The organism is Massilia sp. IC2-476 (genome assembly GCF_020707295.1).
Classification (GTDB): Bacteria; Pseudomonadota; Gammaproteobacteria; order Burkholderiales; family Burkholderiaceae_D; genus Telluria.
The window spans coordinates 58328-82560 of sequence record NZ_JAJFER010000005.1 but is presented as its reverse complement, the minus strand read 5'-3'; the positions used below and the strand labels follow the sequence as shown (position 1 = coordinate 82560).

Annotated in this window: 18 protein-coding genes; 15 read left to right on the top strand and 3 right to left on the bottom strand. The window is 65.9% G+C overall.

From position 1 onward, the window contains the following. Window positions 1-2: 2 nt before the first annotated feature. Complete coding sequence (locus tag LK539_RS14585; protein WP_227801723.1) at window positions 3-1457, top strand: alkaline phosphatase; 1455 nt, start codon at window positions 3-5, stop codon at window positions 1455-1457. Between the two features lie 7 nt (window positions 1458-1464). Beyond that, window positions 1465-2832, top strand: a complete 1368-nt coding sequence (locus LK539_RS14580) for an alkaline phosphatase (protein WP_227801721.1) — start codon at window positions 1465-1467, stop codon at window positions 2830-2832. A 202-nt stretch (window positions 2833-3034) separates the two neighbouring features. Here LK539_RS14580 and LK539_RS14575 read toward each other — a convergent pair whose 3' ends face one another. Both LK539_RS14575 and ffh read right to left on the bottom strand, forming a co-directional pair. Further along, window positions 3035-3424, bottom strand: a complete 390-nt coding sequence (locus LK539_RS14575) for an SWIB/MDM2 domain-containing protein (RefSeq protein ID WP_227801720.1) — start codon at window positions 3422-3424, stop codon at window positions 3035-3037. 233 nt (window positions 3425-3657) lie between these two features. Further along, entirely contained in the window at window positions 3658-5025 is a 1368-nt protein-coding gene (gene ffh, locus LK539_RS14570; RefSeq protein WP_227801718.1) for a signal recognition particle protein, read from the bottom strand. 250 nt (window positions 5026-5275) lie between these two features. Here ffh and LK539_RS14565 point away from each other — a divergent pair, with 250 nt between their 5' ends. From LK539_RS14565 to LK539_RS14520, 10 genes are all read left to right on the top strand, one after another. After that, complete coding sequence (locus LK539_RS14565) at window positions 5276-6247, top strand: ABC transporter substrate-binding protein (protein ID WP_227801716.1); 972 nt, start codon at window positions 5276-5278, stop codon at window positions 6245-6247. A gap of 5 nt (window positions 6248-6252) precedes the next feature. Next, window positions 6253-7095 carry an ABC transporter permease gene (locus LK539_RS14560; RefSeq protein ID WP_227801715.1) on the top strand — a complete coding sequence of 281 codons (843 nt, stop codon included), beginning with the start codon at window positions 6253-6255 and terminating at the stop codon, window positions 7093-7095. A gap of 1 nt (window position 7096) precedes the next feature. Continuing rightward, window positions 7097-7912, top strand: a complete 816-nt coding sequence (locus LK539_RS14555) for an ABC transporter ATP-binding protein (RefSeq protein ID WP_227801714.1) — start codon at window positions 7097-7099, stop codon at window positions 7910-7912. Window positions 7913-8123: 211 nt separating this feature from the next. Continuing rightward, a complete protein-coding gene (locus tag LK539_RS14550) occupies window positions 8124-8927 on the top strand; it encodes an inner membrane protein YpjD (RefSeq protein ID WP_227801713.1) in 804 nt (267 codons plus the stop codon). Further along, window positions 8924-9175 carry a PP0621 family protein gene (locus tag LK539_RS14545; RefSeq protein ID WP_227801712.1) on the top strand — a complete coding sequence of 84 codons (252 nt, stop codon included), beginning with the start codon at window positions 8924-8926 and terminating at the stop codon, window positions 9173-9175. Before LK539_RS14550 ends, LK539_RS14545 begins: the two co-directional genes overlap by 4 nt. Window positions 9176-9183: 8 nt before the next feature. After that, window positions 9184-10836, top strand: coding sequence for a PAS domain-containing sensor histidine kinase (locus tag LK539_RS14540; protein ID WP_227801711.1), 1653 nt, complete (start codon window positions 9184-9186; stop codon window positions 10834-10836). A gap of 27 nt (window positions 10837-10863) precedes the next feature. After that, window positions 10864-12339 (top strand): sigma-54 dependent transcriptional regulator, encoded by a 1476-nt coding sequence (locus LK539_RS14535; protein WP_227801709.1) that lies wholly within the window; start codon window positions 10864-10866, stop codon window positions 12337-12339. A 473-nt stretch (window positions 12340-12812) separates the two neighbouring features. Next, window positions 12813-15749, top strand: coding sequence for a ribonucleoside-diphosphate reductase subunit alpha (locus LK539_RS14530; RefSeq protein ID WP_227801708.1), 2937 nt, complete (start codon window positions 12813-12815; stop codon window positions 15747-15749). A 96-nt stretch (window positions 15750-15845) separates the two neighbouring features. Next, on the top strand, window positions 15846-16955 hold the full coding sequence (locus tag LK539_RS14525) for a ribonucleotide-diphosphate reductase subunit beta (RefSeq protein ID WP_227801707.1): 1110 nt from the start codon (window positions 15846-15848) through the stop codon (window positions 16953-16955). A 125-nt stretch (window positions 16956-17080) separates the two neighbouring features. Beyond that, window positions 17081-17623 (top strand): DUF4256 domain-containing protein, encoded by a 543-nt coding sequence (locus LK539_RS14520; protein WP_227801706.1) that lies wholly within the window; start codon window positions 17081-17083, stop codon window positions 17621-17623. Between the two features lie 8 nt (window positions 17624-17631). Here the strand turns inward: LK539_RS14520 and LK539_RS14515 are convergent, their stop codons facing one another. Next, on the bottom strand, window positions 17632-20085 hold the full coding sequence (locus tag LK539_RS14515; RefSeq protein ID WP_227801705.1) for a PAS domain S-box protein: 2454 nt from the start codon (window positions 20083-20085) through the stop codon (window positions 17632-17634). Between the two features lie 172 nt (window positions 20086-20257). Between LK539_RS14515 and LK539_RS14510 the strand changes: the two genes are divergently transcribed. The 3 genes from LK539_RS14510 to LK539_RS14500 all read left to right on the top strand — a co-directional run bounded on the left by LK539_RS14510 (window position 20258) and on the right by LK539_RS14500 (window position 24226). Continuing rightward, window positions 20258-21598 (top strand): glycoside hydrolase family 5 protein, encoded by a 1341-nt coding sequence (locus LK539_RS14510; RefSeq protein WP_227801704.1) that lies wholly within the window; start codon window positions 20258-20260, stop codon window positions 21596-21598. Between the two features lie 61 nt (window positions 21599-21659). After that, a complete protein-coding gene (locus LK539_RS14505) occupies window positions 21660-23357 on the top strand; it encodes a PQQ-dependent sugar dehydrogenase (RefSeq protein ID WP_227801702.1) in 1698 nt (565 codons plus the stop codon). 107 nt (window positions 23358-23464) lie between these two features. Beyond that, window positions 23465-24226: a hypothetical protein gene (locus tag LK539_RS14500; RefSeq protein WP_227801701.1), complete on the top strand. Its 762-nt coding sequence runs from the start codon at window positions 23465-23467 to the stop codon at window positions 24224-24226. Window positions 24227-24233: the final 7 nt, after the last annotated feature.

The following is a 24233-nucleotide window of genomic DNA, read 5'->3' as shown; positions in this document are numbered from 1 at the left end:
CCATGCGATTGTCCACCCTTGCCGGCGCCATCCTGATTGTGACGCTGGCCGGCTGCGCGGCCGTGCCGCCGGCTTCCCATTCACCCGCCCAGGCCTCGAACGAAGCGCGCGCGAAGAACGTCATCTTCTTCCTCGGCGACGGCATGGGCCTGAACACGCTCACCGCCGCGCGCATCTTCCACGCCGGCGAAGAGGGCGAACTCACCATCGACCGCCTGCCCGAATCGGCCTTCGTGAAGACCTTCTCGAACGACGCGATGGTGACCGACAGCGCTGCCGGCATGGCTGCCTACATGACGGGCGTGAAGCAGAACAACGGCGTGATCTCGATGTCCTTCGGCACCCGCTCGGTTGCGCCGGGCAAGGACGCCAACGGCAATGCCCTGGTCAGCAAATGCGAGAACGGTTCACCCGCCACGACCCTGCTGGAACTGGCGCGCAGCCGCGGCATGGCGACGGGCGTGGTCACCAACACCAGCGTCACCGACGCCACCCCGGCCTCCGCCTATGGCCATGGCTGCCACCGCAAGCTGGAAACCGACTTCGCCGCCATGCTGGTGCCGGGCGGCGCCGGCTACAACAATGCCCTTGGGGCGCGCGGCCTGGATGTGCTGTTCGGCGGCGGGCGCCAGTTCTTCACGCCCTTCGAATTTGGCGGCAAGCGTGCCGATAGACGTGACCTGCTGGCGGAACTGGGCAAGCAGGGCTTCCGCGTGGTGTCGAATACGGCGGAATTCAACACCCTGGACGCCAACCCTCAGCAGCCGGCCATCGGCCTGTTCGCGGCCAATCACATGGACTACGACGCCACGCGCGACCCTGCGAAGCAGCCGAGCCTGACCGAAATGACGCGCAAGGCCATCGACCTGCTGGCGCCGCACGCCGGTCCGACAGGCGCCGGCTTCTTCCTGGTGGTGGAGGGCGGCCTGATCGACCACGCGCTGCACGCCACCCTCGGCAAGCGCGCGCTGCAGGAAACCGTGTCCTACAACGCCGCCATGCAGGCCGCGCTGGACAAGATGGAAGCGCTCGACCCGGGCCTGAAGAACACCCTGATCGTCGCCACTGCGGATCACGACCACACGCTGCTCCTGAATGGCTACACGGTCCGCACCGGCAAGACCACGCCGACTAACCCGGGCGTGCTGGGCCTGGTGCGCAACCTCGACGGATCTCCGAAGCTGGACCGGGAAGGCCGACCCTTCACCATCATCGGCTTCGGCACCGGCGAGAACCGCACCAACGGCAGCCGCGGCTCCAAGCCGGCGCTGACCGACGAGATCGTGACGCGCGATGACTACCACCAGGAAGCGGTGGTGCGCACCCGCACTGGGGCCGAGACCCATGGCGGGACCGACGTCTACCTGGGCGCCGCCGGCGCCGGCGCGGAACTGTTCCGCGGGACCATCGACAACACCCGCGTCTTCAGCCTGATCAAGACTGCAGCCGGCCTGTAAGGAGACCATGATGAATAAACGACTTTCCTGCCTAGCGGCCGCCACCTTCTTCAGTAGCGCCGCGATGGCAGCGCCGCAGGCCAAGAACATCATCTTCTTCCTCGGCGACGGCATGGGGCCCACCACCATCACGGCCGCGCGCATCTTCAAGCACGGCGAGGACGGCCTCCTGAACTTCGAAAGGCTGGAGCGCACCGCGCGCCTGAAGACTTATTCGAACGACTTCCAGACCACCGACAGCGCGCCTTCGATGGGCGCCTACATGACCGGCGTGAAGATCAACCAGGACGGCATCTCCATCAAGGATGCGCGCGCCATCGATCCGGACAGGGACGCCAACGGCAACCGCACAGTCGACAAGTGCGTCGACGGCCAGGTGGTGCCGACCATCCTGGAACTGGCGAAAGCGCGCGGCAAAGCGGTGGGCGCGGTGACCACCACCGAGCTGACCCACGCCACCCCGGCATCGACCTTCTCGCACGTGTGCCACCGCGACGCGGCCTACAGCATCGCGCGCCAGATCGTGCCGGGCGGCGCCGGCTACAACGCGGCGCTGGGCGACGGCGTCGACGTCCTGATGGGCGGCGGGCGCCATCACTTCACGCCTTTTGATAAAGCCACCAATCCGAAGGGCCGTGCGGACGGGCGCGACCTGATGGCGGAGTTCGCGGCCCAGGGCTATTACGTGGCCGGCACGCGCGCGGGCATGATGTCGGCGCGTCCGGGCCGCAAGTTCGTCGGCATCTACAGCGCCGACGACCATCTCGACTACGCGCTGGCGCGCCGCCCGGAGCAGCCGACCCTGAGCGAGATGGCGCTGAAGGCGATCGAGCTGCTGTCGAAAGATCCGGACGGCTTCTTCCTGATGGTCGAAGGCGGCAAGATCGACCACGCCCTGCATGACAACAACGCGAAGAATGCGCTGGCCGACACGGTGGCCTTCGACGAAGCCATCCAGGCAGCCATCGACCGCATGCGCCAACTGGATCCGGGCCTGGAAAACACCCTGATCGTGGTGACGGCCGACCATGATCACACGATGGTCCTGAACGGCTACCCGAAGCGCGGCAGCAAGGTGCTCGATATCGTGCACGACTACGCGAGCGGAGAACCGAAGAAGGACGCCGACGGCAAGACCTTCACCGCCCTCGTCTTCGGCAACGGCAAGGTGCGCCCGGACCTGCGCGCCGACGTCGACAGCGCCACCGCGCAGCGCGACGACTACCAGCAGGAGGCCGGCGTGCGCACGGTGTACGAGTCGCACGGAGGCGGGGACGTGAAGCTGTATGCGACCGGGGCCGGGTCGGCGCCGTTCAAGGGGACGATGGAGAATACGCAGGTTTTCCACCTGATGAAGGCGGCGGCGGGGCTGTGAACTGTAGGGTGGGCGGGTCTCCCGCCCACGCGTTCAAATCACGCTGATGTCGCCTGTGCGGCTATTCATATTCAAACTATCGCCGCGTGGGGTGAATCGTGCCAGTGGCACGATTCACAAGCCGCCCACCCTACAAAAACAAAAAGCCCCGTCATCCGACGGGGCTTTTCATTTGCAAGGCTACTGGACAGCCGGCCAGTGCTTACTTCAGGTGGTCCGAAATGAGCTTGGTCATTTCGAACATCGACACTTGTGCCTTGCCACCGAAGACAGCTTTCAGCTTGTCGTCGGCGTTGATCATGCGGCGGTTCGATGCGTCCTGCAGGTTTTCTTTCTTGATGTAGTCCCAGACCTTCTTGGTGACTTCGGTGCGTGGCAGCGGCTTGTTGCCCACGACTGCGGCCAGTTCGCCCGACGGCGTCATCTCTTTCATGAACGCGGCGTTCGGCTTGCGTGCTGCGGCCGGCTTCGCTGCTGGTTTCGCTGCTGCTTTTGCTGGAGCTGCCTTCTTTGCTGCAGGCTTGGCCGCTGCAGCCGGCTTGGCAGCGGCTTTCTTGGCTGGCGCTGCGGTGGATTTTTTGGCTGTTGCCATCTTCGAGCCTCCTAAAACGAACACAGGGAATTTGCGTTATTGACGCACGGGCTTATATTGGTGGCCTTTTACTGTTCGTGCAAGTCTTTTTCGAAATTTTTTCACTCTGATAAGCCCCAAAATGCGAGCTATCGCACACTTGAGGCGCCTTGAATGAAAAAACCGGCCGCCCGAATGTGAAAAAACCGCGTAAGGCCTGCGCCCGCGCGGTTTTCAGGGAAGCGCCGAATGGGTCAGCGCAGGCCGGGCATCATGCCCTTCATCCCGCGCATCATCTTCATCAGGCCGCCGCCTTTGAGCTTCTTCATCATGGTCTGCATCTGATCGTACTGGTTCAGCATGCGGTTCACTTCCTGGACCTGCACGCCCGCGCCGGCCGCGATGCGGCGCTTGCGATTGGCCTTGATCAGCTCCGGCTTGGCACGTTCGCCCGGGGTCATCGAGTCGATGATGCCGACCATGCGGCGCACCTGTTTCTCGGCCTGGTCCATGTTGGCGCCGGCTGCGGCCTGCTGGAACTGCGCCGGCAGTTTATCGAGGAGGCCGGACATGCCGCCCATTTTCTTCATCTGGGTCAGCTGCGCCTTGAAGTCGTTCATGTCGAACTTGCCGCCGCCCTTGATCTTGTTGGCCAGCTCGGTCGCGGCCTGGGCGTCGACGCCCTTGCGCGCTTCTTCGACCAGCGCCAGGATGTCGCCCATGCCCAGCACGCGGTTGGCCATGCGGCTTGGGTCGAAGGCTTCCAGGCCGTCCAGTTTTTCGGACACGCCGGCGAACTTGATCGGCTTGCCGGTCACGTGGCGCACGGAGAGTGCGGCGCCGCCGCGCGAGTCGCCATCGAGCTTGGTCAGCACCACGCCAGTCAGGGGCAGGGCGTCATTGAAGGCCTTGGCGGTGTTGATCGCGTCCTGGCCCAGCATGGCGTCGACCACGAACAGGGTCTCGACCGGATTGACGGCGGCGTGCACCGCGGCGATCTCCTGCATCATCGCTTCGTCGATGCCGAGACGGCCGGCGGTGTCGATGATCAGGACGTCGTGATAGTGCTTCTTCGCCCAATCGAGCGCGTTACGCGCGATATCGACCGGCTTGTCGCTGGCGGTGGAAGGGAAGAAGTCGGCGCCGACCTGCTTGGTGACGGACTCCAGCTGCGCGATCGCGGCCGGGCGGTAGACGTCGGCGGAAACCGTCAGGACCTTCTTTTTCTTCTGCTCTTTCAGGTACTTGGCCAGCTTGCCGGTGGTGGTCGTTTTACCGACACCCTGCAGGCCCGCCATCAGGATGATCGCCGGCGGCTGCTGGGCAAACGACAGCTGGGTGGCTTCCGGACCGAGGTCGGCGCCCATCAGGGCGGCCAGCTCGCGCTGCACCACGCCGACCAGGGCCTGGCCGGGGCTGAGCGAGCCGATGACTTCTTCGCCCAGTGCTTTTTCTTTGACTTTCGCGATGAACTCGCGCACCGCCGGCAGCGCCACGTCGGCTTCCAGCAGGGCCATGCGCACTTCGCGCAGCATCTCGGCGGTGTTGGCCTCGGTAAGGCGCGCCTCGCCGCGCATCGTCTTGACGACCTTGGCTAGGCGTTGGGTAAGGTTATCTAGCATGTTCTACCTGACTATATATACGACGGCATTCGAATACGGGCGCATTCGATAAACCACCATTTTACCTTGCACGGGCCGCCGAGTTCGACCGCGGCGGAGATATAGCGCAATTTTTCATCAGCTGTGATGCGTTCGATCATGTGGAAAGCTTGCCGGAATTGACACATCTCACGTGCTAACAGGCCATTTCCCGTCAGCATCTTCTTCTAGCCGCGTCTGTTTTGGCGTGGCAATCCATGGGAGAACATGCATGATCAGACTATTCGGCAGCATCCTCGCCGCCACCGCCCTGCTGGCAGCGGGCGGAGCAGGGGCCCAGGAGGTGGTTCGGCTCGGGAACCTCAAGCTCGCACACTTCGGGGCGGTATCGTACATCAAGGAGATCGCGCCCAAATGCGGCATCCGGGTCGAGGAAAAGGTCTTCGCCAAGGGACTGGACGTGATGCAGGCGATCATCGCCGGCGAACTGGACGTCGGCGCCACCGCCTCGGAGGCAGCGATCTCGGGCCGCGCCGGCGGCGCCCCGATCGTGGTGGTAGCCGGTTTCGCACGCGGCGGCGCGCGCCTGGTGGCGCGGCCCGAACTGCAGATCCGCAGCGTGGCCCAGCTCAAGGGCAGGAAGGTGGGCGTGACGCGCGGCGCGATCCAGGAAGTGCTCTTGATGGCGCAGCTGGCCAAGCACGGCCTCAAGGCCGATGCGGCGCCCGGCAAGGATGTGCAGCTGGTCTACCTGGGCTACCCGGACCTGAACCAGGCCCTGCTCGGCAAGCAGATCGACGCCATGATGCAGTCCGAGCCCCAGTCTTCCCAGGCCATCAACAAGGGCTTCGGCGTGGAGGTGCTGAAGCCGTATGACACCCCGATCGGCGAACCGGTGCGCACCCTGGTGATGACCGAGAAGTTCTACCGCGAGCGCCGCCCGGTGGCGGAAAAATTCATGCGTTGTTTTGTAGAGGCCACCAAGACCTTCATCGACAGCCCGGCCGCGGCCGAAAAGTACGTACGCGAGACGATCTTCAAGAACCAGATCTCGAGCGACGACTTCCAGGATGCGATCCGCAATTCGCCGTACTCGTTCGACATCACGCCGGAGCACATCCAGGTCACCACCGACATCATGGCCCGCACCGGGGTAGGGCGCATGGCCAGGCCGCCGCTGGCGCAGGACTGGGTGCGCACCGACCTCCTGGCGGCGGCCAGGAAAAGCCTGGACCTGAAGTGACGATCATGAAAGACAGACGCACATTCGCGCGCGAGCGCTGGAAAGAAGTCGCGACCGGCGCCGTGGTGCCGGTGCTGGCCATCGCCCTGTGGCAGTGGGTGGCCATGAACGGCTGGGTCAACCCGCAGGTGCTGCCGGCGCCGCTGGACGTATGGCGCAAGTGGGTGGCCTACCTGCTGCCGCTGGTGCCGTTCGATGCCTACACGGAGGGTGGCTGGCTGGCGTGGGCGCTGTCGGGCGAGCTGCCGGTGGACATCTGGACCAGCATGGTGCGGGTGGTGGTGGGCTTCGCCATCGGCGCCGGGCTGGCGCTGCCGCTGGGACTGGCGATGGGAGCAAGCCGCATCGTGTACGCGTGGATAAACCCCCTGGTGCAGATCCTGCGTCCGATCCCTCCGATCGCCTACATCCCGCTGGCCATCCTGTGGTTCGGGCTCGGCAACCCGCCGGCCGTGTTCCTGATCGCGCTGGGTGCGTTCTTCCCGGTCCTGATGAACACCATCGCCGGGGTGCGCCACGTGGACGGCATCTACCTGCGCGCGGCGCGCAACCTGGGAGCGGGCGGGGTCACCATGTTCCTGCGCGTGATCCTGCCGGCCGCCGTGCCCTACATCCTGTCGGGCGTGCGGATCGGGATCGGCACCGCCTTCATCGTGGTGATCGTCTCCGAGATGATCGCCGTGAACAACGGACTGGGTTTCCGCATCCTGGAAGCGCGCGAGTACTTCTGGTCCGACAAGATCATCGCCGGGATGATCACCATCGGCATGCTCGGCCTCCTGATCGACGTCGCCATGAACCGCCTGAACAATCACCTGCTGCGCTGGCACCGCGGCCTGGAGCACTGACATGAATGCACCGACCTCCAACCTGGCGCCCCACATCCGCATCGCGGGCGTCAACAAGATCTTCGAGACGGGCGGGCGCACCGTCACCGCGCTGCAGGACATCCACCTGGAGATCCCGCACGGCCAGTTCACCTGCCTGCTCGGGCCTTCGGGCTGCGGCAAGTCGACCCTGCTCAACGCGGTGGCGGGCTTTTCGCTACCGAGCAGCGGGACGATCACGGTCGACGCCAGGCCCGTCAAGGCGCCGGGGCCGGACCGCGGCATGGTGTTCCAGGAATATGCGCTGTTTCCCTGGATGACGGTGGAGGACAACATCGCCTTCGGCCTGCACATCAAGGGTGTCGGCAAGGCGGCGATCCGCGACCGGGTGGGCGAGCTGCTGGCGATGCTGTCGCTGTCGGACTTCCGCCAGCGCTTTCCCAAGGACCTGTCGGGCGGCATGCGCCAGCGGGTGGCGATCGCGCGCGTGCTGGCGCTGGATTCGCCCATCATGCTGATGGACGAACCCTTCGGCGCCCTCGACGCGCTCACCCGCCGCAACCTGCAGGAAGAGCTGCTGCGCATCTGGTCGGGCCTGAACAAGACCATCCTGTTCGTCACCCACAGCATTGAAGAAGCCATCTACCTGGCCGACCGCATCGTGGTGATGACCTACCGCCCGGGCACGGTCAAGCGCGACCTGCTGGTCGACCTGCCGCGCATGCGCGACCCGGCCTCCAGCGAGTTCAATGCGCTCAAGCGCGAGCTGGGGGTAATGGTGATGGAGGAGCAGCAGCGGCATCATACGGAGGAGATGCGGATGGCGGCGGTGGATTGATGCTGTGGTGGCTGACCTACGAAAATTAGGTTCCGGCCTTCGCCGGAACGACGTGCATACGTTAACGATGACAACTTTTGTACCGCTAAACGTGAAACCGTCATTCCGGCGAAGGCCGGAATCCAATTTAGCGTGATCAGCCACCCCAGCAAGCTCCGGCAGCGAAAGAGGGGCTATCCACCACCACTGGTCGATGGTGTAGACTCTTATTATGCAGAACTCCCTCTTCCTCGCCGCGGCCCTGCTGTACGCGGTGTGCGCCCTGCTGCCGTCGCGCCGGGGCGCTGTCATCTCAGGCGTCACCGCCGTGGCCTGGGCGGTGCATGGCGCTGCGCTCGCGCTCGACGTGGTCGCGCCCGGCCGGCTGCGGGTCGGCTTCGCCATCATGCTCTCCAGCGCGCTGTGGGTCTCGGTGGCCGCCTACTGGCTGGAAAACCGCAACTTCGCCCTGGACGGCATGCGCCGCCTGGTGATGCCCTTTGCTTGCGTGGCCGCGCTGCTGCCGGTGATCTTCCCGGGCAGCCTGCTGGCCCTGAACGGCCAGACGCCCGCCTTTGGCTGGCACGTGCTGGTTGCCGTGCTGGCCTACAGCACCCTCACCATCGCCGCCTTCCACGCCGTGCTGATGGCCCTGCAGGAGGCGCGCCTGCACACGCGCACCGCCGGCGGCGGCTGGCTGGGCAGCGCGCTGGACCAGCTGCCGGCGCTGCTCACCATGGAAAAGCTGCTGTTCCGCGTGATCTGGATCGGCTTCATCCTGCTCAGCCTTACAGTGCTGTCGGGCGTAGTCTTTTCCGAGCAGCTGTTCGGCCGCGCCCTGCGCTTCGACCACAAGAGCGTGTTCGCGCTGCTGTCCTGGCTGCTGTTCGCGGCGCTGCTGGCTGGCCGCCGCTGGCAAGGCTGGCGCGGCAAGACCGCCCTGCGCTTCACGCTGGCGGGCTTCGCCACCCTGGCGCTGGCCTACGTCGGCAGCCGCTTCGTGCTCGAAGTCGTCCTGCACAGGGGCGTCGCATGAGCCGCGTCCTGTTCTGGATCCTGCTGGTCGGCCTGGTCGTGCTGGCCATCCGTGCCAAGCTCAAGGGCCTGGCGGCGCGCCAGCAGCCGCCCCTGGATGACGAGCCGCGCGCACACAAGCCCGCTGCGCAAATCGAAAGCATGACCCAGTGCGCCCACTGCGGCATCCACTTCCCCGCGTCGGAAGCGGTGCAGGCCGACGGCCACGACTACTGCTCGCCGGGCCACGTGCGCCTGCCGCCGCAGTAAGCCGGCCGATGTCGTCCCCAGCGGTGCTGTCCCGCGAAGCGCGCACGACCCTGTGGCGCTCGCTCCAGACCTTTACCATCACCCGCATCGTCATCGCGCTGGTACTGCTGCTCTACCTGGGCCTGAGCGTCACCGGCGACGGCCTGCGCCTGGATGCCGTCAACACCCGCATCTGCCTGTTCTACCTGGCGGCGGCGCTGGTGTTCGGCGCCTTCGCTACCTGGGGGCGGCGCCGCTTCGCGCTGCAGCTGGGTTGCCAGATCGCGGTCGACCTGGTGGTGATCTCGCTGCTCTACCTGGAAACCGGCGGCATGCGCAGCGGCCTGGCGATCCTGTACCTGTTCCCGCTCGCCGGCGCCGCCATCCTGGCGCCGCTGACGCTGGCGCTGTTTTCGAGCGCGGTCGCGACGATGTTCCTGCTGCTGGAGTCCATCTGGCAGGTTTTCATGCAGGACCGGCAGCCGCCCCTGATGCAGGCCGGCCTGTACGGCGCCGCCTTCTTCGCCGGCGCGCTGCTGGTGAACCGCCTGGCGGCGCGCCTGATCAAGCAGGAAGAACTGGCCGCCCAGCGCGGCGCCGACCTGCGCATCCAGCAGGCGATCAACGGCATCGTCATCGCCGACGTCGGCGACGGCATCCTGGTGGCCGGCGACGACAGCGCGGTGTTTACCGGCAACCCGGCGGCCCGGCGCATGCTGGGACTGGAAGGGGAGGCGGCCGGCTTCCGGCTGGACGAGGCGCCGGGACTGGAGCCGATGGCCCAGGCGTTCGGCGCCTGGCTGCGCGCCCCGATCGAAGGCGCGGCCTTCGTCACCGTCAAGCCCTACCAGGAAGACGCCGGTCCCCTGCGTGGCCGGCGCGACCAGCCAGTCCACCTGAAGCTGCGCTTCGCGCGGGTCGACACGGCAGGCAGAGAGCTCGGCCGCAGCGTGGTGTTCATGCAGGATGTCAGCGCCATCGAGAACCAGGCGCAGCAACTCAAGCTGGCCTCGATGGGGCGCCTCACCGCCAGCATCGCGCACGAGGTGCGCAACCCGCTGTCGGCGATCGGCCACGCCACCGCGCTGCTGGCCGAAGACCTGCACGGCCCGGCCGAAGTGCGCCTGCTGAAGATCGTGGGCGACAACGTGGCGCGCGTTAACCGCATGGTCGAGGACATCCTGCAGCTGTCGCGCAAGGTGCAGCCGAACAGCGAGCCGCTGCAGCTGGCCGATTTTCTTACCGAGCTGAAAGCCGAATTCTGCGAAACCCATGGCCTGAGCGATGATATAGTCCATCTGGGCGACGCCGGGCCGAGCGCGGTGCGCTTCGACCCGCTGCACCTGCACGAAGTGCTGCTCAACCTGCTGGGTAACGCGGTGCGCTATGCCAGCAAAAAGCCGGGCAGCATCCGCATCTTCCCGGCGCGCGACGCCGCCGGCCGCATCGAGCTGCATGTTCAGGACGACGGCCCGGGCATCACGCCGGAAGTGCGCGCCCACCTGTTCGAGCCCTTTTACACGACCTCGAGCAAGGGCACGGGCCTGGGCCTGTACCTGGCGCGCGAGCTGTGCCTGAACAATGACGCGAAGCTGGACTATGAATACCGCTTCGATGCGGCGGGTAGCGGACCGCGCCGCGCGAGCGGACGCTTCGTGATCAGCTTTTCGCAGCCGGCCTAGCGCGCCACTATATAAATAGAGAACACCATGACCGCACCCCGCATCCTCGTGGTCGACGACGAAGCCGACCTGCGCGAACTGCTGGAGATCACCCTGCTCAAGATGGGGCTGGACGTCGACAGCGCCGCCACGCTGCGCCAGGCGCGCGCACTGGTCGAGGAGCACGACTACGCCCTGATCCTGACCGACATGCGCCTGCCCGACGGCCTCGGGCTGGAGCTGGTGCGCGAAGTGAGCGCCTCCGGCAAGGGCACCCCGATCGCGGTCATCACCGCCTACGGCAGCGCCGAGAACGCGGTGGTGGCGCTCAAGGCTGGCGCGTTTGACTACATCTCCAAGCCGGTGGCGCTCGACGCCCTGCGCGTGATGGTGCGCTCGGCCCTCAAGCTCCTCGATGCGCCGGCGGCGCCGGTGGACGGGGCGGCATCTAGCTCGCGCATGATCGGCAGGTCGGCCGCGATGGAGGCGCTGCGCGCCCAGATCGGCCGGCTGGCGCGATCCAACGCGCCGATCTCGATTACCGGCGAATCGGGCAGCGGCAAGGAACTGGCCGCGCGCGAAATCCACGCCCAGAGTTCGCGCGCCGGCAAGCCTTTCGTTGCGGTGAACTGCGGCGCCATCCCCGAGACGCTGATGGAAGCGGAATTCTTCGGCTACCGCAAGGGCGCCTTTACCGGCGCCTCCGAGGAGCGCGACGGCTTCTTCCAGGCCGCCAATGGCGGCACCCTGATGCTGGACGAAGTGGCCGACCTACCGCTGCCGATGCAGGTCAAGCTGCTGCGCGCGATCCAGGAGCGGCGCGTGCGCAAGATTGGCGACGCCAATGAAGAACCGGTGGACGTGCGCATCATCAGCGCCACCCACCAGGACCTGGCGCGCTGCGTCGAGCAGGGCCGGTTCCGGCAAGACCTGTTCTACCGCCTGAACGTGATCGAACTGTCGCTGCCGCCGCTGCGCGAGCGCATCGACGACCTGGCGCCGCTGGTGGATGCGATCCTGGCGCGCCTGGCCGGACCGGGCCAGGCCTCGCTGGGACCGGGCGTGCTGGACGCGCTGCGCGCGTATTCCTTCCCGGGGAATATCCGCGAACTGGAGAATGTGCTGGAGCGGGCGCTGGCCTTTGCCGACGACGGCGTGATCGAAGTCGGCGACCTGTCGCTGAAGGCGGCGCGGCCGGGTGAAGCCTCGGCGCGCGAACCAATGGCCGCGGCGCCGGCGCCTGCACCCGCCGCGCCGGAGCCGCAACCGGAGCCGCTGCCGCTATCGACCCCGGCCCCGCCACCCGGGCCGGCCATGCCCGGCCAGGACATGCTGGGACCGAACGGCCTGCCCGGCAACCTGCCCGAGTACCTAAGCCAGGTCGAGCGCGACATCATCCAGCGCGCCCTGCAGCAAACCCAGTTCAACCGCACCCAGGCCGCCAGCCTGCTCGGCATCAGCGTGCGCCAGCTGCGCTACCAGATGCAGAAGCTGGAGATCGTGGCGCCCGACGACAGCGCTTGACGCGCGTTGCACATGTCATCATGTTGTCTTTTCGCCAGTGCAGAATGCACAAGAATGATGCATCGCCCCTCGCCCTGACTACGCTTTATGCAGCACGATTTCGCGACGTTAGTACTCGCTCACGTCAGAATCCCCGCCATTCCGGCCACGCTTGCTTGTCAAGCCCATGCACCAAAAAAAACAGAAAAAATTGCGAAGTTCTTCACTTGCCGTGACTTGGGTCAGGTACTACAATTAGTCTCATATCAAGATCGAACACTAGATATAGTGGTAGTAGACGAAAGGCAACTATATTTAAGTTCGACTTGAAGCTTGCTCCGCAAGCTCCTGATTCATCAGCGATTTTCGAACCCTGCGTACTGGTTGCCAGTGAAGTGCTCCAGCTGGCGGGGTATCGCTTTGCTTAAATTTTGTCGGCCTGACAAGCCGGCCAAGACCAACGACGGCAGGTACGGCTGCCCACTGGAGGCCCAATGCAAACAGCACAAGACATTTCGATCAATCCGCACGTCACCACCGGTGCGTCGTCCACGGCCACCCCTGCGGAAATCGCCGCACGCGGTGACTATCGCGTCATCCGCCGCAACGGCGCCGTGGTCGCGTTCGAGCCGCACAAGATCTCGGTCGCGATGACCAAGGCCTTCCTCGCCGTCGCCGGCGGCCAGGGCGCGGCATCGGCCCGCATCCGCGAGCTGGTGGAACAGCTGACCAACAACGTGGTGGCCGCGCTGGTGCGCCGCCAGCCGAACGGCGGCACCTTCCACATCGAAGACGTGCAGGACCAGGTCGAACTGTCGCTGATGCGCTCGGGCGAGCATGACGTCGCGCGCGAATACGTGCTGTACCGCGCCAAGCGCATGGAAGAGCGCAAGGCCGCCAAGGAAGCCCTGGGGGGCACCGCCGTGGCCGCACCGCAGATCAATGTGGTCGACGGCGGCGAGCGCCGTCCGCTGGACATCAACGACGTCCACGCCCTCGTGAACGCCGCCTGCTCGGGCCTGGAAAAGCACGTCGATGCCGACGCCATCGTCGCCGAGACCCTGAAGAACCTGTACGACGGCGTGCCGGTCGAAGAACTGCACAAGTCGGCCATCCTGGCTGCACGCGCGCTGATGGAAACCGACCCGGCTTACAGCCAGGTCACCGCGCGCATCCTGCTGCACACCATCCGCAAGGAAGTCTTCGGCCACGAAGTGCCGCAGGCCGGCGCCGCCGCGGAGTACATCACCTACTTCCCGAAATACATCGCCAAGGGCATCGAGAACGAGCTGCTGGACGAAGAACTGGGCAAGTATGACCTCGAGCGCCTGGCCAAGGCCCTGGTCGCCGACCGCGACCTGCAGTTCGGCTACATCGGCCTGCAGACCCTGTACGACCGCTACTTCCTGCACGTGCGCGAAACCCGCATCGAGATGCCGCAGGCCTTCTACATGCGCGTCGCGATGGGCCTGGCCCTGCGTGAAGACGACCGCGAAGCGCGCGCCATCGAGTTCTACAACCTCCTGTCGTCGTTCGACTTCATGAGCTCGACCCCGACCCTGTTCAACTCGGGCACCCGCCGCTCGCAGCTGTCCTCGTGCTACCTGACCACCGTCGGCGACGACCTGGAAGGCATCTACGACGCCATCAAGGAAAACGCGCTGCTGTCGAAGTTCGCCGGCGGCCTGGGCAACGACTGGACCCCGGTGCGCGCGCTCGGTTCGCGCATCAAGGGCACCAACGGCAAGTCGCAGGGCGTGGTCCCGTTCCTGAAAGTGGTGAACGACACCGCCGTGGCGGTGAACCAGGGCGGCAAGCGCAAGGGCGCAGTCTGCGCCTACCTGGAAACCTGGCACATGGACATCGAGGAATTCCTCGACCTGCGCAAGAACACCGGCGACGACCGCCGCCGCACCCACGACATGAACACCGCGAACTGGATTCCGGACCTGTTCATGAAGCGCGTGATGGAGAAGGGCCACTGGAGCCTGTTCTCGCCGAGCGAGACCCCGGACCTGCACGACAAGGTCGGCAAGGCCTTTGAAGAAGCGTATGTCGCCTACGAAGCCAAGGCCGCACGCGGTGAAATGACCGTGTACAAGAAGGTCGAAGCGCTCGACCTGTGGCGCAAGATGCTGTCGATGCTGTTCGAGACCGGCCACCCGTGGATCACCTTCAAGGATCCGTGCAACATCCGCTCGCCGCAGCAGCACATCGGCGTCGTGCACTCGTCGAACCTGTGCACCGAGATCACCCTGAACACCAGCGCCGACGAGATCGCGGTCTGCAACCTGGGCTCAGTGAACCTGCCGCAGCACATGAAAGGCGAGGGCCTGGATCACGCCAAGCTGCAGAAGACCATCCGCACCGCGATGCGCATGCTGGACAACGTCATCGACATCAACTACTACGCCGTGGACAAGGCGCGCAACTCGAACATGCGCCACCGCCCGGTCGGCATGGGCATCATGGGTCACCAGGACTGCCTGCACATGATGCGCGTGCCCTTCGCCTCAGACAAAGCGGTCGAATTCGCCGACAAGTCGATGGAAGCCGTCTGCTACTACGCCTACCTGGCCTCGACCGAGCTGGCCGAAGAACGCGGTCGCTACGAGTCGTACACCGGCTCACTGTGGGACCGCGGCATCCTGCCGCAGGACTCGATCAAGCTGCTGGCCGAAGAACGCGGCGGCTACCTGGAGCAGGACACCAGCGAATCGATGGACTGGAGTGTGGTGCGCGAGCGCATCAAGCAGTTCGGCATGCGTAACTCGAACTGCGTGGCGATCGCCCCGACCGCGACCATCTCGAACATCATTGGCGTATCGGCCTGCATCGAGCCGACCTTCCAGAACCTGTACGTGAAGTCGAACCTGTCGGGCGAATTCACCGAGATCAACTCGTACCTGGTGCGCGACCTGAAGGCACGCGACCTGTGGGACGAAGTCATGATCGCCGACCTGAAGTACTTCGACGGTTCGCTGAGCAAGATCGACCGCGTGCCGCAAGACCTGCGCGACATCTACGCCACCGCGTTCGAAGTCGAGCCGAAGTGGCTGGTGGAAGCCGCCTCGCGCCGCCAGAAGTGGATCGACCAGGCCCAGTCGCTGAACATCTACATGGCCGGCGCCTCGGGCAAGAAGCTGGACGAGACGTATAAACTGGCATGGCTGCGCGGCCTGAAGACCACCTACTACCTGCGCACCATCGCTGCGACGCACATGGAGAAGTCGACCACCCGCACCGGCGCCCTGAACGCGGTCCCGGTCTCGGGCGGCCTGGTGGGCGGCCATGCAGCGCCGGCAGCGAACGGCCCGGTGGCAGCAGCCCCGGCAGCACCTGCAGCGGCCAGCGCGGAAATCGTGGAAGGCGCCGCCTGCTACCTGCGTCCGGGCGACGCCGGCTTCGACGAGTGCGAAGCCTGCCAGTAATCGGCAATTGAGGTGTAAGCCGGCAGAGACGCCGGTTTACACCGTTGAATAGTTAACGGCCCCACGTAGAGGAGGCCACGAAAGAAGGAACACACCATGCTCTCTTGGGACGACGAACAAACCACCGCACCAGCCCCCCGCGCACCGCAAGCCACCGGCGACGCCGCGCCTGCCGCCGCCGAAGTCGCCAAGCGCGTCAACGCCGACGACAAACGCATCATCAACGGCCAGACCGACGTCAACCAGCTGGTGCCGTTCAAGTACAAGTGGGCTTGGGACAAGTACCTGGCCGGCTGCGCGAACCACTGGATGCCGCAGGAAGTGAACATGCAGCGCGACATCGAGCTGTGGAAGAGCCCGAACGGCCTGTCGGAAGACGAGCGCCGCCTGGTCAAGCGCAACCTCGGCTTCTTCGTGACCGCCGACTCGCTGGCCGCCAACAACATCGTGCTGGGCACCTACCGCCACATCACGGCGCCGGAATGCCGCCAGTACCTGCTGCGCCAGGCGTTCGAAGAGGCGATCCACACCCACGCCTACCAGTACATCGTCGAGTCGCTGGGCCTGGACGAGCGCGAAATCTTCAACGCCTACAACGAGATCGAGTCGATCCACGACAAGGACCAGTTTCTGATCCCGTTCATCAACGTGCTGACCGACCCGGACTTCAAGACCGGCACCCTGGAAAACGACCAGAAGCTGCTGAAATCGATCATCGTGTTCGCCTGCCTGATGGAAGGCCTGTTCTTCTACGTCGGCTTCACCCAGATCCTGGCGCTGGGCCGCCAGAACAAGATGACCGGCGCCGCCGAGCAGTACCAGTACATCCTGCGCGACGAGTCGATGCACGTGAACTTCGGCATCGACCTGATCAACACGATCAAGATGGAAAACCCGCAACTGTGGACCCCGGCCTTCCGCGAAGAGCTGAAGGCCCTGTTCCTGCAGGCCGTCGACCTCGAGTACCGCTACGCCGAAGACACCATGCCGCGCGGCGTGCTGGGCCTGAACGCCCCGATGTTCAAGGGCTACCTGCGCTTCATCGCCAACCGCCGCGCCGTGCAGATCGGCCTGGATCCGCTGTTCCCGAACGAAGAGAACCCGTTCCCGTGGATGAGCGAAATGATCGACCTGAAGAAGGAACGTAACTTCTTCGAGACGCGCGTGACCGAGTACCAGACCGGCGGCGCCCTGAGCTGGGACTGATTCTTCCCGCCCATGCGTCCTGAAACCCGGCTGCCAGCGATGGCAGCCGGGTTTTTTCTTTCCTCGTCCACGGCTGTGCTAAGGTTGCGTTCCACACCGCTGCCAACCACGGGAGGACGCCAGCCATGCGCCAGCAACAGGACGAACTGCTCCAGACACTGAAGACGCGCTTCGACCAGCACATGCACCGCCACCCGGGGCTGTCCTGGTCCCTGGTGGAGGACAGGCTGGCCCGCCATCCGGCGGCACTGGCTGCGCTGGCGGAGATGGAAGCCACCGGCGGCGAACCGGACGTCATCGCGCATGACGAGGCCAGTGGAAGCATCAGCTTCTGCGACTGCTCGCCCGAGTCGCCAAGCGGCCGGCGCAGCATCTGCTACGACCACGCCGCCTTGGAAGCACGCAAGGAAAACAAGCCACGCAGCAGCGCCGAAGAGGTGGCCTCAGGCATGGGCGTCACGCTGCTGACCGAAGAGCAGTACCGCCACCTGCAGACGCTGGGCGAATTCGACCGCAAGACTTCCAGCTGGATCGCCACCCCGCCGGAGGTGCGCAAGCTGGGTGGTGCGCTGTTCTGCGACCGCCGCTACGGCAGGGTGTTCGTGTACCACAACGGCGCCGAGTCCTATTATGCGGCGCGCGGTTTACGCGGCCTGCTGAGCGTGTAAAGCCGGCGCTAGCGCGACGCCTTGGCGACCAGCGCCAGCAACTCGGGCGCCGCGACCGGCTTGACCAGGTGGTGGTCGAAGCCCGCCGCCAAGGCGCTGCAGCGGTCCTGCTCCTGCCCGTATCCCGTCAGGGCGATCAGGGTCGCTCCGCTGGTTTCCGGCTGCGCCCGCAGGCGGCGCGCCAGCTCGTTGCCGTCGATCCCGGGCAAGCCGATGTCGAGGATGCAGATCTCGGGGCGCACGAGTCTAGCCCGCTCGAGCGCCGGCAACGGACTGTATTCGAGCATGACTTCGTGGCCTGCCGCTTCCAGGCACATGCCCAGCATCTGCGCCGCATCGACGTTGTCGTCGACTACCAGGGTGCGCCGCCTGCCCGCCGGCACCGCCGGCACTGCTTCTTCCTGCGCCCGCACAGGCGCTTCCTGTCTGGCGGCACGCGGCAGGGTGACGATGAAGCGGCTGCCCTGGCCTTCGCCTTCGCTGCGGCAAATGACGCTGCCGCCATGCAGGTCCACCAGGCTTTTCACCAGGGCCAAGCCGATGCCGAGGCCGCCCTGCGAACGGTCGACGCTGCGATCGGCCTGGGCGAACAGGTCGAACACGCGTCCCTGCAGTTCGGGCGCGATACCGATGCCGTTGTCGGCCACTTCCAGCAGCACCTGCGCATCGCTCGTTCCCATCGTCACGGTGATACGCCCGCCCGCGGGCGTGTACTTGGCCGCGTTATTGAGCAGATTGCTCAGCACCTGCACCAGGCGCTTGTGGTCGCCCAGCACCTGGGCGGCATCGGATGCCAGTTCCACCACCAGCCGATGGCGCTTGGCTTCCATCAGCGGGCGGGTCTGTTCGATGGCGTCGGCGATGACCTGCTTCGCGTCCAGCCGGGTCTTCTGCAGCTCCACCCGCCCGCGTGTCACGCGCGAGACATCCAGTAGGTCGTCCACCAGGCCGGTCATGTGCCGCACCTGGCGTGAGATGATCTGGCTGGTGCGGCGGCGCTGTTCGGGAGGCAGCTCTCTTGTCTCGAGCAGGTCGGCGGCGGCGCGGATCGGGGCCATCGGGTTGCGTAGCTCATGCGCCAGCATGGCCAGGAATTCGTCCTTGCGGCGGTCGGCTTCGCGCAAGGCTTCCTCGGCGCGCTTGCGCTTGCTGATGTCGATGCAGACCGCAAGGATGCTGTCGACGGCGGGGCCGCCGGGGACGCGGATCAGACTTACCGTATTGCTGACCCAGATAAAGCTGCCGTCCGGACGGAGGTAGCGCTTTTCGATCTCGAAGGCCTCGCCGGTGGCGACCGCGCGCTTGAACAACGGGACGTTCTGGGCCAGGTCGTCGGGATGCGTGATGTCCTGCATGCGGATCGCGAGCAGCTCTTCGCGCGTGCGTCCCAGGATCTCGCAATAACGGTCGTTGACCTGCAGGATACGTCCTCCCAGGTCGGTTTCGCAGATGCCGGCCGCGCTCTGGTGGAACACCGACTGCAGGTGGATCTCGCTCTTGCGCAGCGCGTCTTCGGTGCGCCGGCGCTGGGTCAGGTCGACAAAGGTGCAGACCGCGCCCTCCAGTTGTCCGTCGCGCCACACCGGGCGGGCACGGTACTCGACGGGGAAGCTGGAACCGTCCAGCCGGAAGAACAGTTCGTCCTCGATTACGGCTGGCACCCCGAACTGGGCGGCGCGGTAGATCGGGCAGTCCGCGACGCAGTAATGCGAGCCGTCCGGGTGCGAGTGGTGGATCACATCGTGCAGCTTCTTGCCGATGGCTTCGTCCTCATGCCGGAATCCCAGCATCTTGAGGAAGGCCGCGTTGCACATGATCGTAACGCCGTCGCGGTCGACCGAATAAAAGCCTTCTTCGGTGCAGTCGACCAGCAGGCGCAGGTAATCGTGGCTGCTGCGCACGCGCTCCTCGGCCGCGCGCAGCTCGATGGCGATGCGGCTGCGCTCGATCGATTCCCAGCAGCGGTTCGCGACCGCCTCCAGCAGCCTGATGTCATGTTCCTGCCACTCGCGCGGCTGCGACTGGTGCAGGGCCATGCCCGCCACCCAGCGCTTGCCCTTAATCACGGGGACGGAGATGACTGCGCGGATGCCGGTGTCGCGGTAGGCCTGCAGTACGTCGCTGACGCGTTCATCGACCTCGGCATCCGTGACGACATAGGGCAGGCCGGCGCAGTTCAGGCGTGTGAATGCGGCGCCGAAGGCCGCCAATTGGTAGCGTCCGACGATGCTGTCCAGGCCATTGGTGTAGTTGCCCGTCAGGGTGAAGCTGCCTTCGTCTTCGCTGACATAGGCATAGGCGCAGCGGTCCGCGCCAAGGTGTTCGCCCAGCAGGCGCGCGGCGGTGCCGGCGATCTGCTCGGGATCGGTGAGCAGGCGGATGGCGTCGTCGAGTCCGGTAATGAACCGGTAGCGGGCGAGCTCGGCATGCAAGGATTCTTTGCCCGGCTCGTCTGCTTGCATTGATCTCAGCGCCATATCTTTTGAACAGTTTTTGAGCATTATAGCGTTCGCCTGCCTGGCCCGACACGCGATACCGGGGCGCAGCAAATCCACCATGGCAGGGCCGCCGGATGCTATGCTTTCAGATGAGATGGGAACGTTTCCAGTGAACAGCTGAGAGCAGGAGGCAAGGATGCATTTGCGCAGGAGCAGGCAAATCGGACCCGGCGCGGCGCGCGCCATGCTGGTGGCGATACTCGCGGCCTCGATGCCGGCGACGGCGGCCCAGGCCGGCGCCAGGATCGCGGAGCCCGGCCAGATGGTCCGCGCCCAGGGCGCCCGCTGGGTCACGGCGGACGGCAAGCCCATCGTCTTGAGGGGCGCCAACCTCGGCAACTGGCTGATCAACGAGTTCTGGATGATGGGGCAGGGCAGCAACGGCATCGACGACCAGTGCAAGCTGGAGGCGACCCTGGACCGGCGTTTCGGCTACCCCGAGCGCGAGCGCCTGATGAGGCTCTTTCGCGACAACTGGATGACGAGCCAGGACTGGGACCGCCTGGCCGCCTTTGGCGTCAACCTGGTGCGCATCCCCTTCATCCACACGGTGGTCGAAGAAGAAAAGAAGCCCGGCAGCCTGCGCCCGGATGCCTGGCGCTACCTGGACTGGGCCATCGAACAGGCCGAACGGCGCGGCATCTATGTCATCCTCGACCTGCACGGCGCCGCCGGCAGCCAGGGCTGGGAACACCACAGCGGCTGCGCCGGCCGCAATCAGTACTGGAGCGTGCCGGAATACCAGAAGCGCACCGTGTGGCTGTGGCAGCAGGTAGCAGGCCGCTATCGCGACCGCCCCTCGGTCGCCGGCTACAGCCTGCTGAACGAACCCTGGGGCACCGACTCGGCCAACATGGCCGCCGTGGTCGAGACCCTGTACAAGACGGTGCGCGCGGTCGACCCAAACCACGTGATCATCCTGCCCGGCCACGTCAAGGACGACATCCAGGCCTATGGCAAACCATCCGACAAAGGCATGACCAACGTCGCCTTCGAGATACATCCCTACCCTGGCCACTTCGGCTGGAGCACGGCGGGCCGCGACGTGCACCGCGCCTGGCTGCGCTGCGAGCCGGGCAGCCCAAATACCGTGTGCGAATGGGACCGCCGTATCCAGGCGCTCGACACGCCCTTCTACCTGGGCGAGATCCAGCCCTGGGCCAGCATGGGCCTCGAACTGGGTGGCCAGGTGGCGCGCGCCAGCTTCGATACCTACGCGAAGATGGGCTGGGCCGCCACCGCCTGGTCCTATAAATACGTGAGCAACAAGGGCGGCCACGGCCAGGGCACCTGGGGCATGGTGACGAATGCAGAAGGTGCGCTGGTGCCGCCGCTGGACTTCAATACGGCGTCAAAAACACGGATCGAAGCGTTGTTCCGGCTGTTCGGCACCCTGCGCTACGAACCGCACGGCCCCTTGCAGCGCTGGATGACCAGCCCGACGCCACCGGATCCGTTCGCGCCCGGGGCAGAATGAGAGGGGCGCAGGTATGATGTCGAGCTGTCCAGTTCCGCATCCCGAAAATAGGAGAACCCCTTTGCAAGCCAAGACCCTGACGCTGCATGCAGCGCTGCTCGCCAGCCTGGCGGCGCTGTCCAGCGCCCATGCGGCGCCGACCGCCGGCCAGACTACCTTCCAGAACAACTGCGCCAGCTGCCACAGCGTGGACGCGAACCTGTCCTCGCGCGCCGGCCCGGGCCTGTTCCGTGTCCTTGGGCGCAAGGCGGCTTCCGTCCCCGGCTATAACTATTCCGCCGCGCTGGTCAAAGCCGGCGCCGCCGGCAAGACCTGGACCCGCGAAGAACTGGACCTGTTCCTGCTCGATCCGGCCAAGAACGTGCCGGGCACTACGATGCCGGTCGGCGTGCCCGACAAGCAAACCCGCGCCGCGCTGGTCGACTATCTCGCCAGCCTGCAGGGTCCCGCCGCTGCGGCCGCGCCGGCCGCGGCGAAGCCCGCCACCGCCGCGGAGCGCACCGGCTCCTGGGACGACAACCAGCCCGGCCGCATCCACCACATCAAGCTCTCGGACCTGCCGCCGCCCTTCGCCACCAGCAGCGCCGGCAACGGCCCGCGCGTGGAGGCGCGTCCGAACGGCAGCATGCCGACCGTGCCGCAGGGCTTCGCGGTGAGTGTCTTTGCCAGCGACGCGGACAAGCCGCGCGTGGCGCTGCGTGCGCCGAACGGCGACATCTTCCTGGCCGCCACCGCCAAGGGCGACATCAAGGTGGTGCGCGCGAAGGACGGCGCATCGGGCGCCACCCCGGAAGTCTTCGCCACCGGCTTGAGCCGCCCCTACGGCATGGCCTTCTGGCCGTCCGGCGCCAATCCGCAATACCTGTACGTCGCCAACATCAATTCGATCGTGCGGATCCCGTACCGCAACGGCGACCTGAAGGCGCGCAGCGCGCCGGAAACCGTGGTGGCGCAGCTGTCCGATACCAGCGGCGGCCACACCACCCGCACGCTGGCCTTCTCGCAGGATGGCAAGACCCTGCTGCTGTCGATCGGCTCGGCCACCAATGTCGCCACCGAGATCGGTGCGACGGCGCCCGAGCCGCTGCCGCAGTGGGAAGCGAAACATGGCGTGGGCGGCGCCTGGGGCGTGGAGACCGACCGCGCCACCGTCATGGCCTTCGATGTGGACGGCAAGAACCGCCGCACCTACGCCACCGGCCTGCGCAACTGCGTCGGCATGCTGGTCTATCCCGGCACCGGCGACGTGATGTGCACCGTGAACGAGCGCGATGCGCTGGGCGACAACCTGCCGCCGGACTACCTCACGCGCGTGAAGCAGGGCGGCTTCTACGGCTGGCCGTGGTACTACATCGGCGACAACGAAGACCCGCGCCTGAAGGGCCAGCGTCCGGACCTGAAGGGCAAGACGATCGTGCCGGACGTGCTCATCCAGTCGCACTCGGCGCCGCTCGGCATGGTGGTCTACCAGGCCCCGAAGGGTGCGAAGAACGCTTTCCCGAAGGAGTACGAAGGTGACGTCTTCGTGGCCCTGCACGGCTCCTGGAACCGCGGCGTGCGCACCGGCTACAAGGTGGTGCGCGTGTTCATGAAGAACGGCGTGCCGACCGGTCAGTACCAGGACTTCATGAGCGGCATGGTACTGAGCGACCGTGACGTCTGGGGCCGTCCGGCTGCTGTCGAAGTGGCGGCGGATGGCGCACTGCTGGTGGTCGACGACGCCGGCGGCACTGTCTGGCGCATCGCGCCGCAGCGCTGAAGCTCCCCACGAACCCGTCGCAAGACGGGTTTTTGTTGTTGAGCTCGGTCATCATCCGCCGGGCTGGCCTAGAATAAGGTGTCCGGATCGCCATAACGGAGGATGCAATGAACGTGAGGGATACGCCGCGCGCGGTGGCGCGCACCGTGGAGTGGGAATTCGCCCAATCGACCTATGCCGCGGTACTGGCGGAGACACCGCCCGCGCTCTTTCCCTATTGGGCAGAGACGGCCCACCGTGAGTTTCCCGGCATTCCGCGCGACGCTTCCTTCTATGCCCAGTCGGCCGAAGGCCTGATGATCTTCTTCGACTGCGTCGCCGCCGCCGGCAGGCCCTGCGCGCTGCCCTCGCGTGCGGCAGACTCGGTCTGGCACGCCTGGGCGCGCATGGACGCGTCAAGCCTTGACCGCTTCTGCACCCGCCATTTCGGCAAAACCATCCCGCACCTCGAGAAGGCGCGCATGCAAGGGGCGATGGGCGGGGCGCTCGCGACCTGCCTGGTGCAGGCACGCCGCCGTGCATCGAAGCCGCCCGCCGGCCCCGACCTGCCGCGCCTGTTCACCCTGGATTTACAGCTCGGCATGCCAAGCGGTTTTGGATACCGGGTCATTGGCGGCCGGGTTGCCTGCTCGCCGCTGGACCAGCTGGGGCGTCCGGCCGGGCGCCCCAGCTTTCCGAGGGCCTTGATGCCAACCGCCTTGCTGCAGGCAGGCTTGATCAGCCAGGCCGAGTATGCCCAGGCCCGGGAAGCGCGCGACGCATCCGGGGATGCCGGCGGCGCCGCTGCTGGCTGCGACGGCGACGCCGGCTGCGGCGATGGCGGCAGTGGCTGCAGTGGCGGCTGTGGCGGCGGCTGCGGCGGCGGCTGAGGTTTCA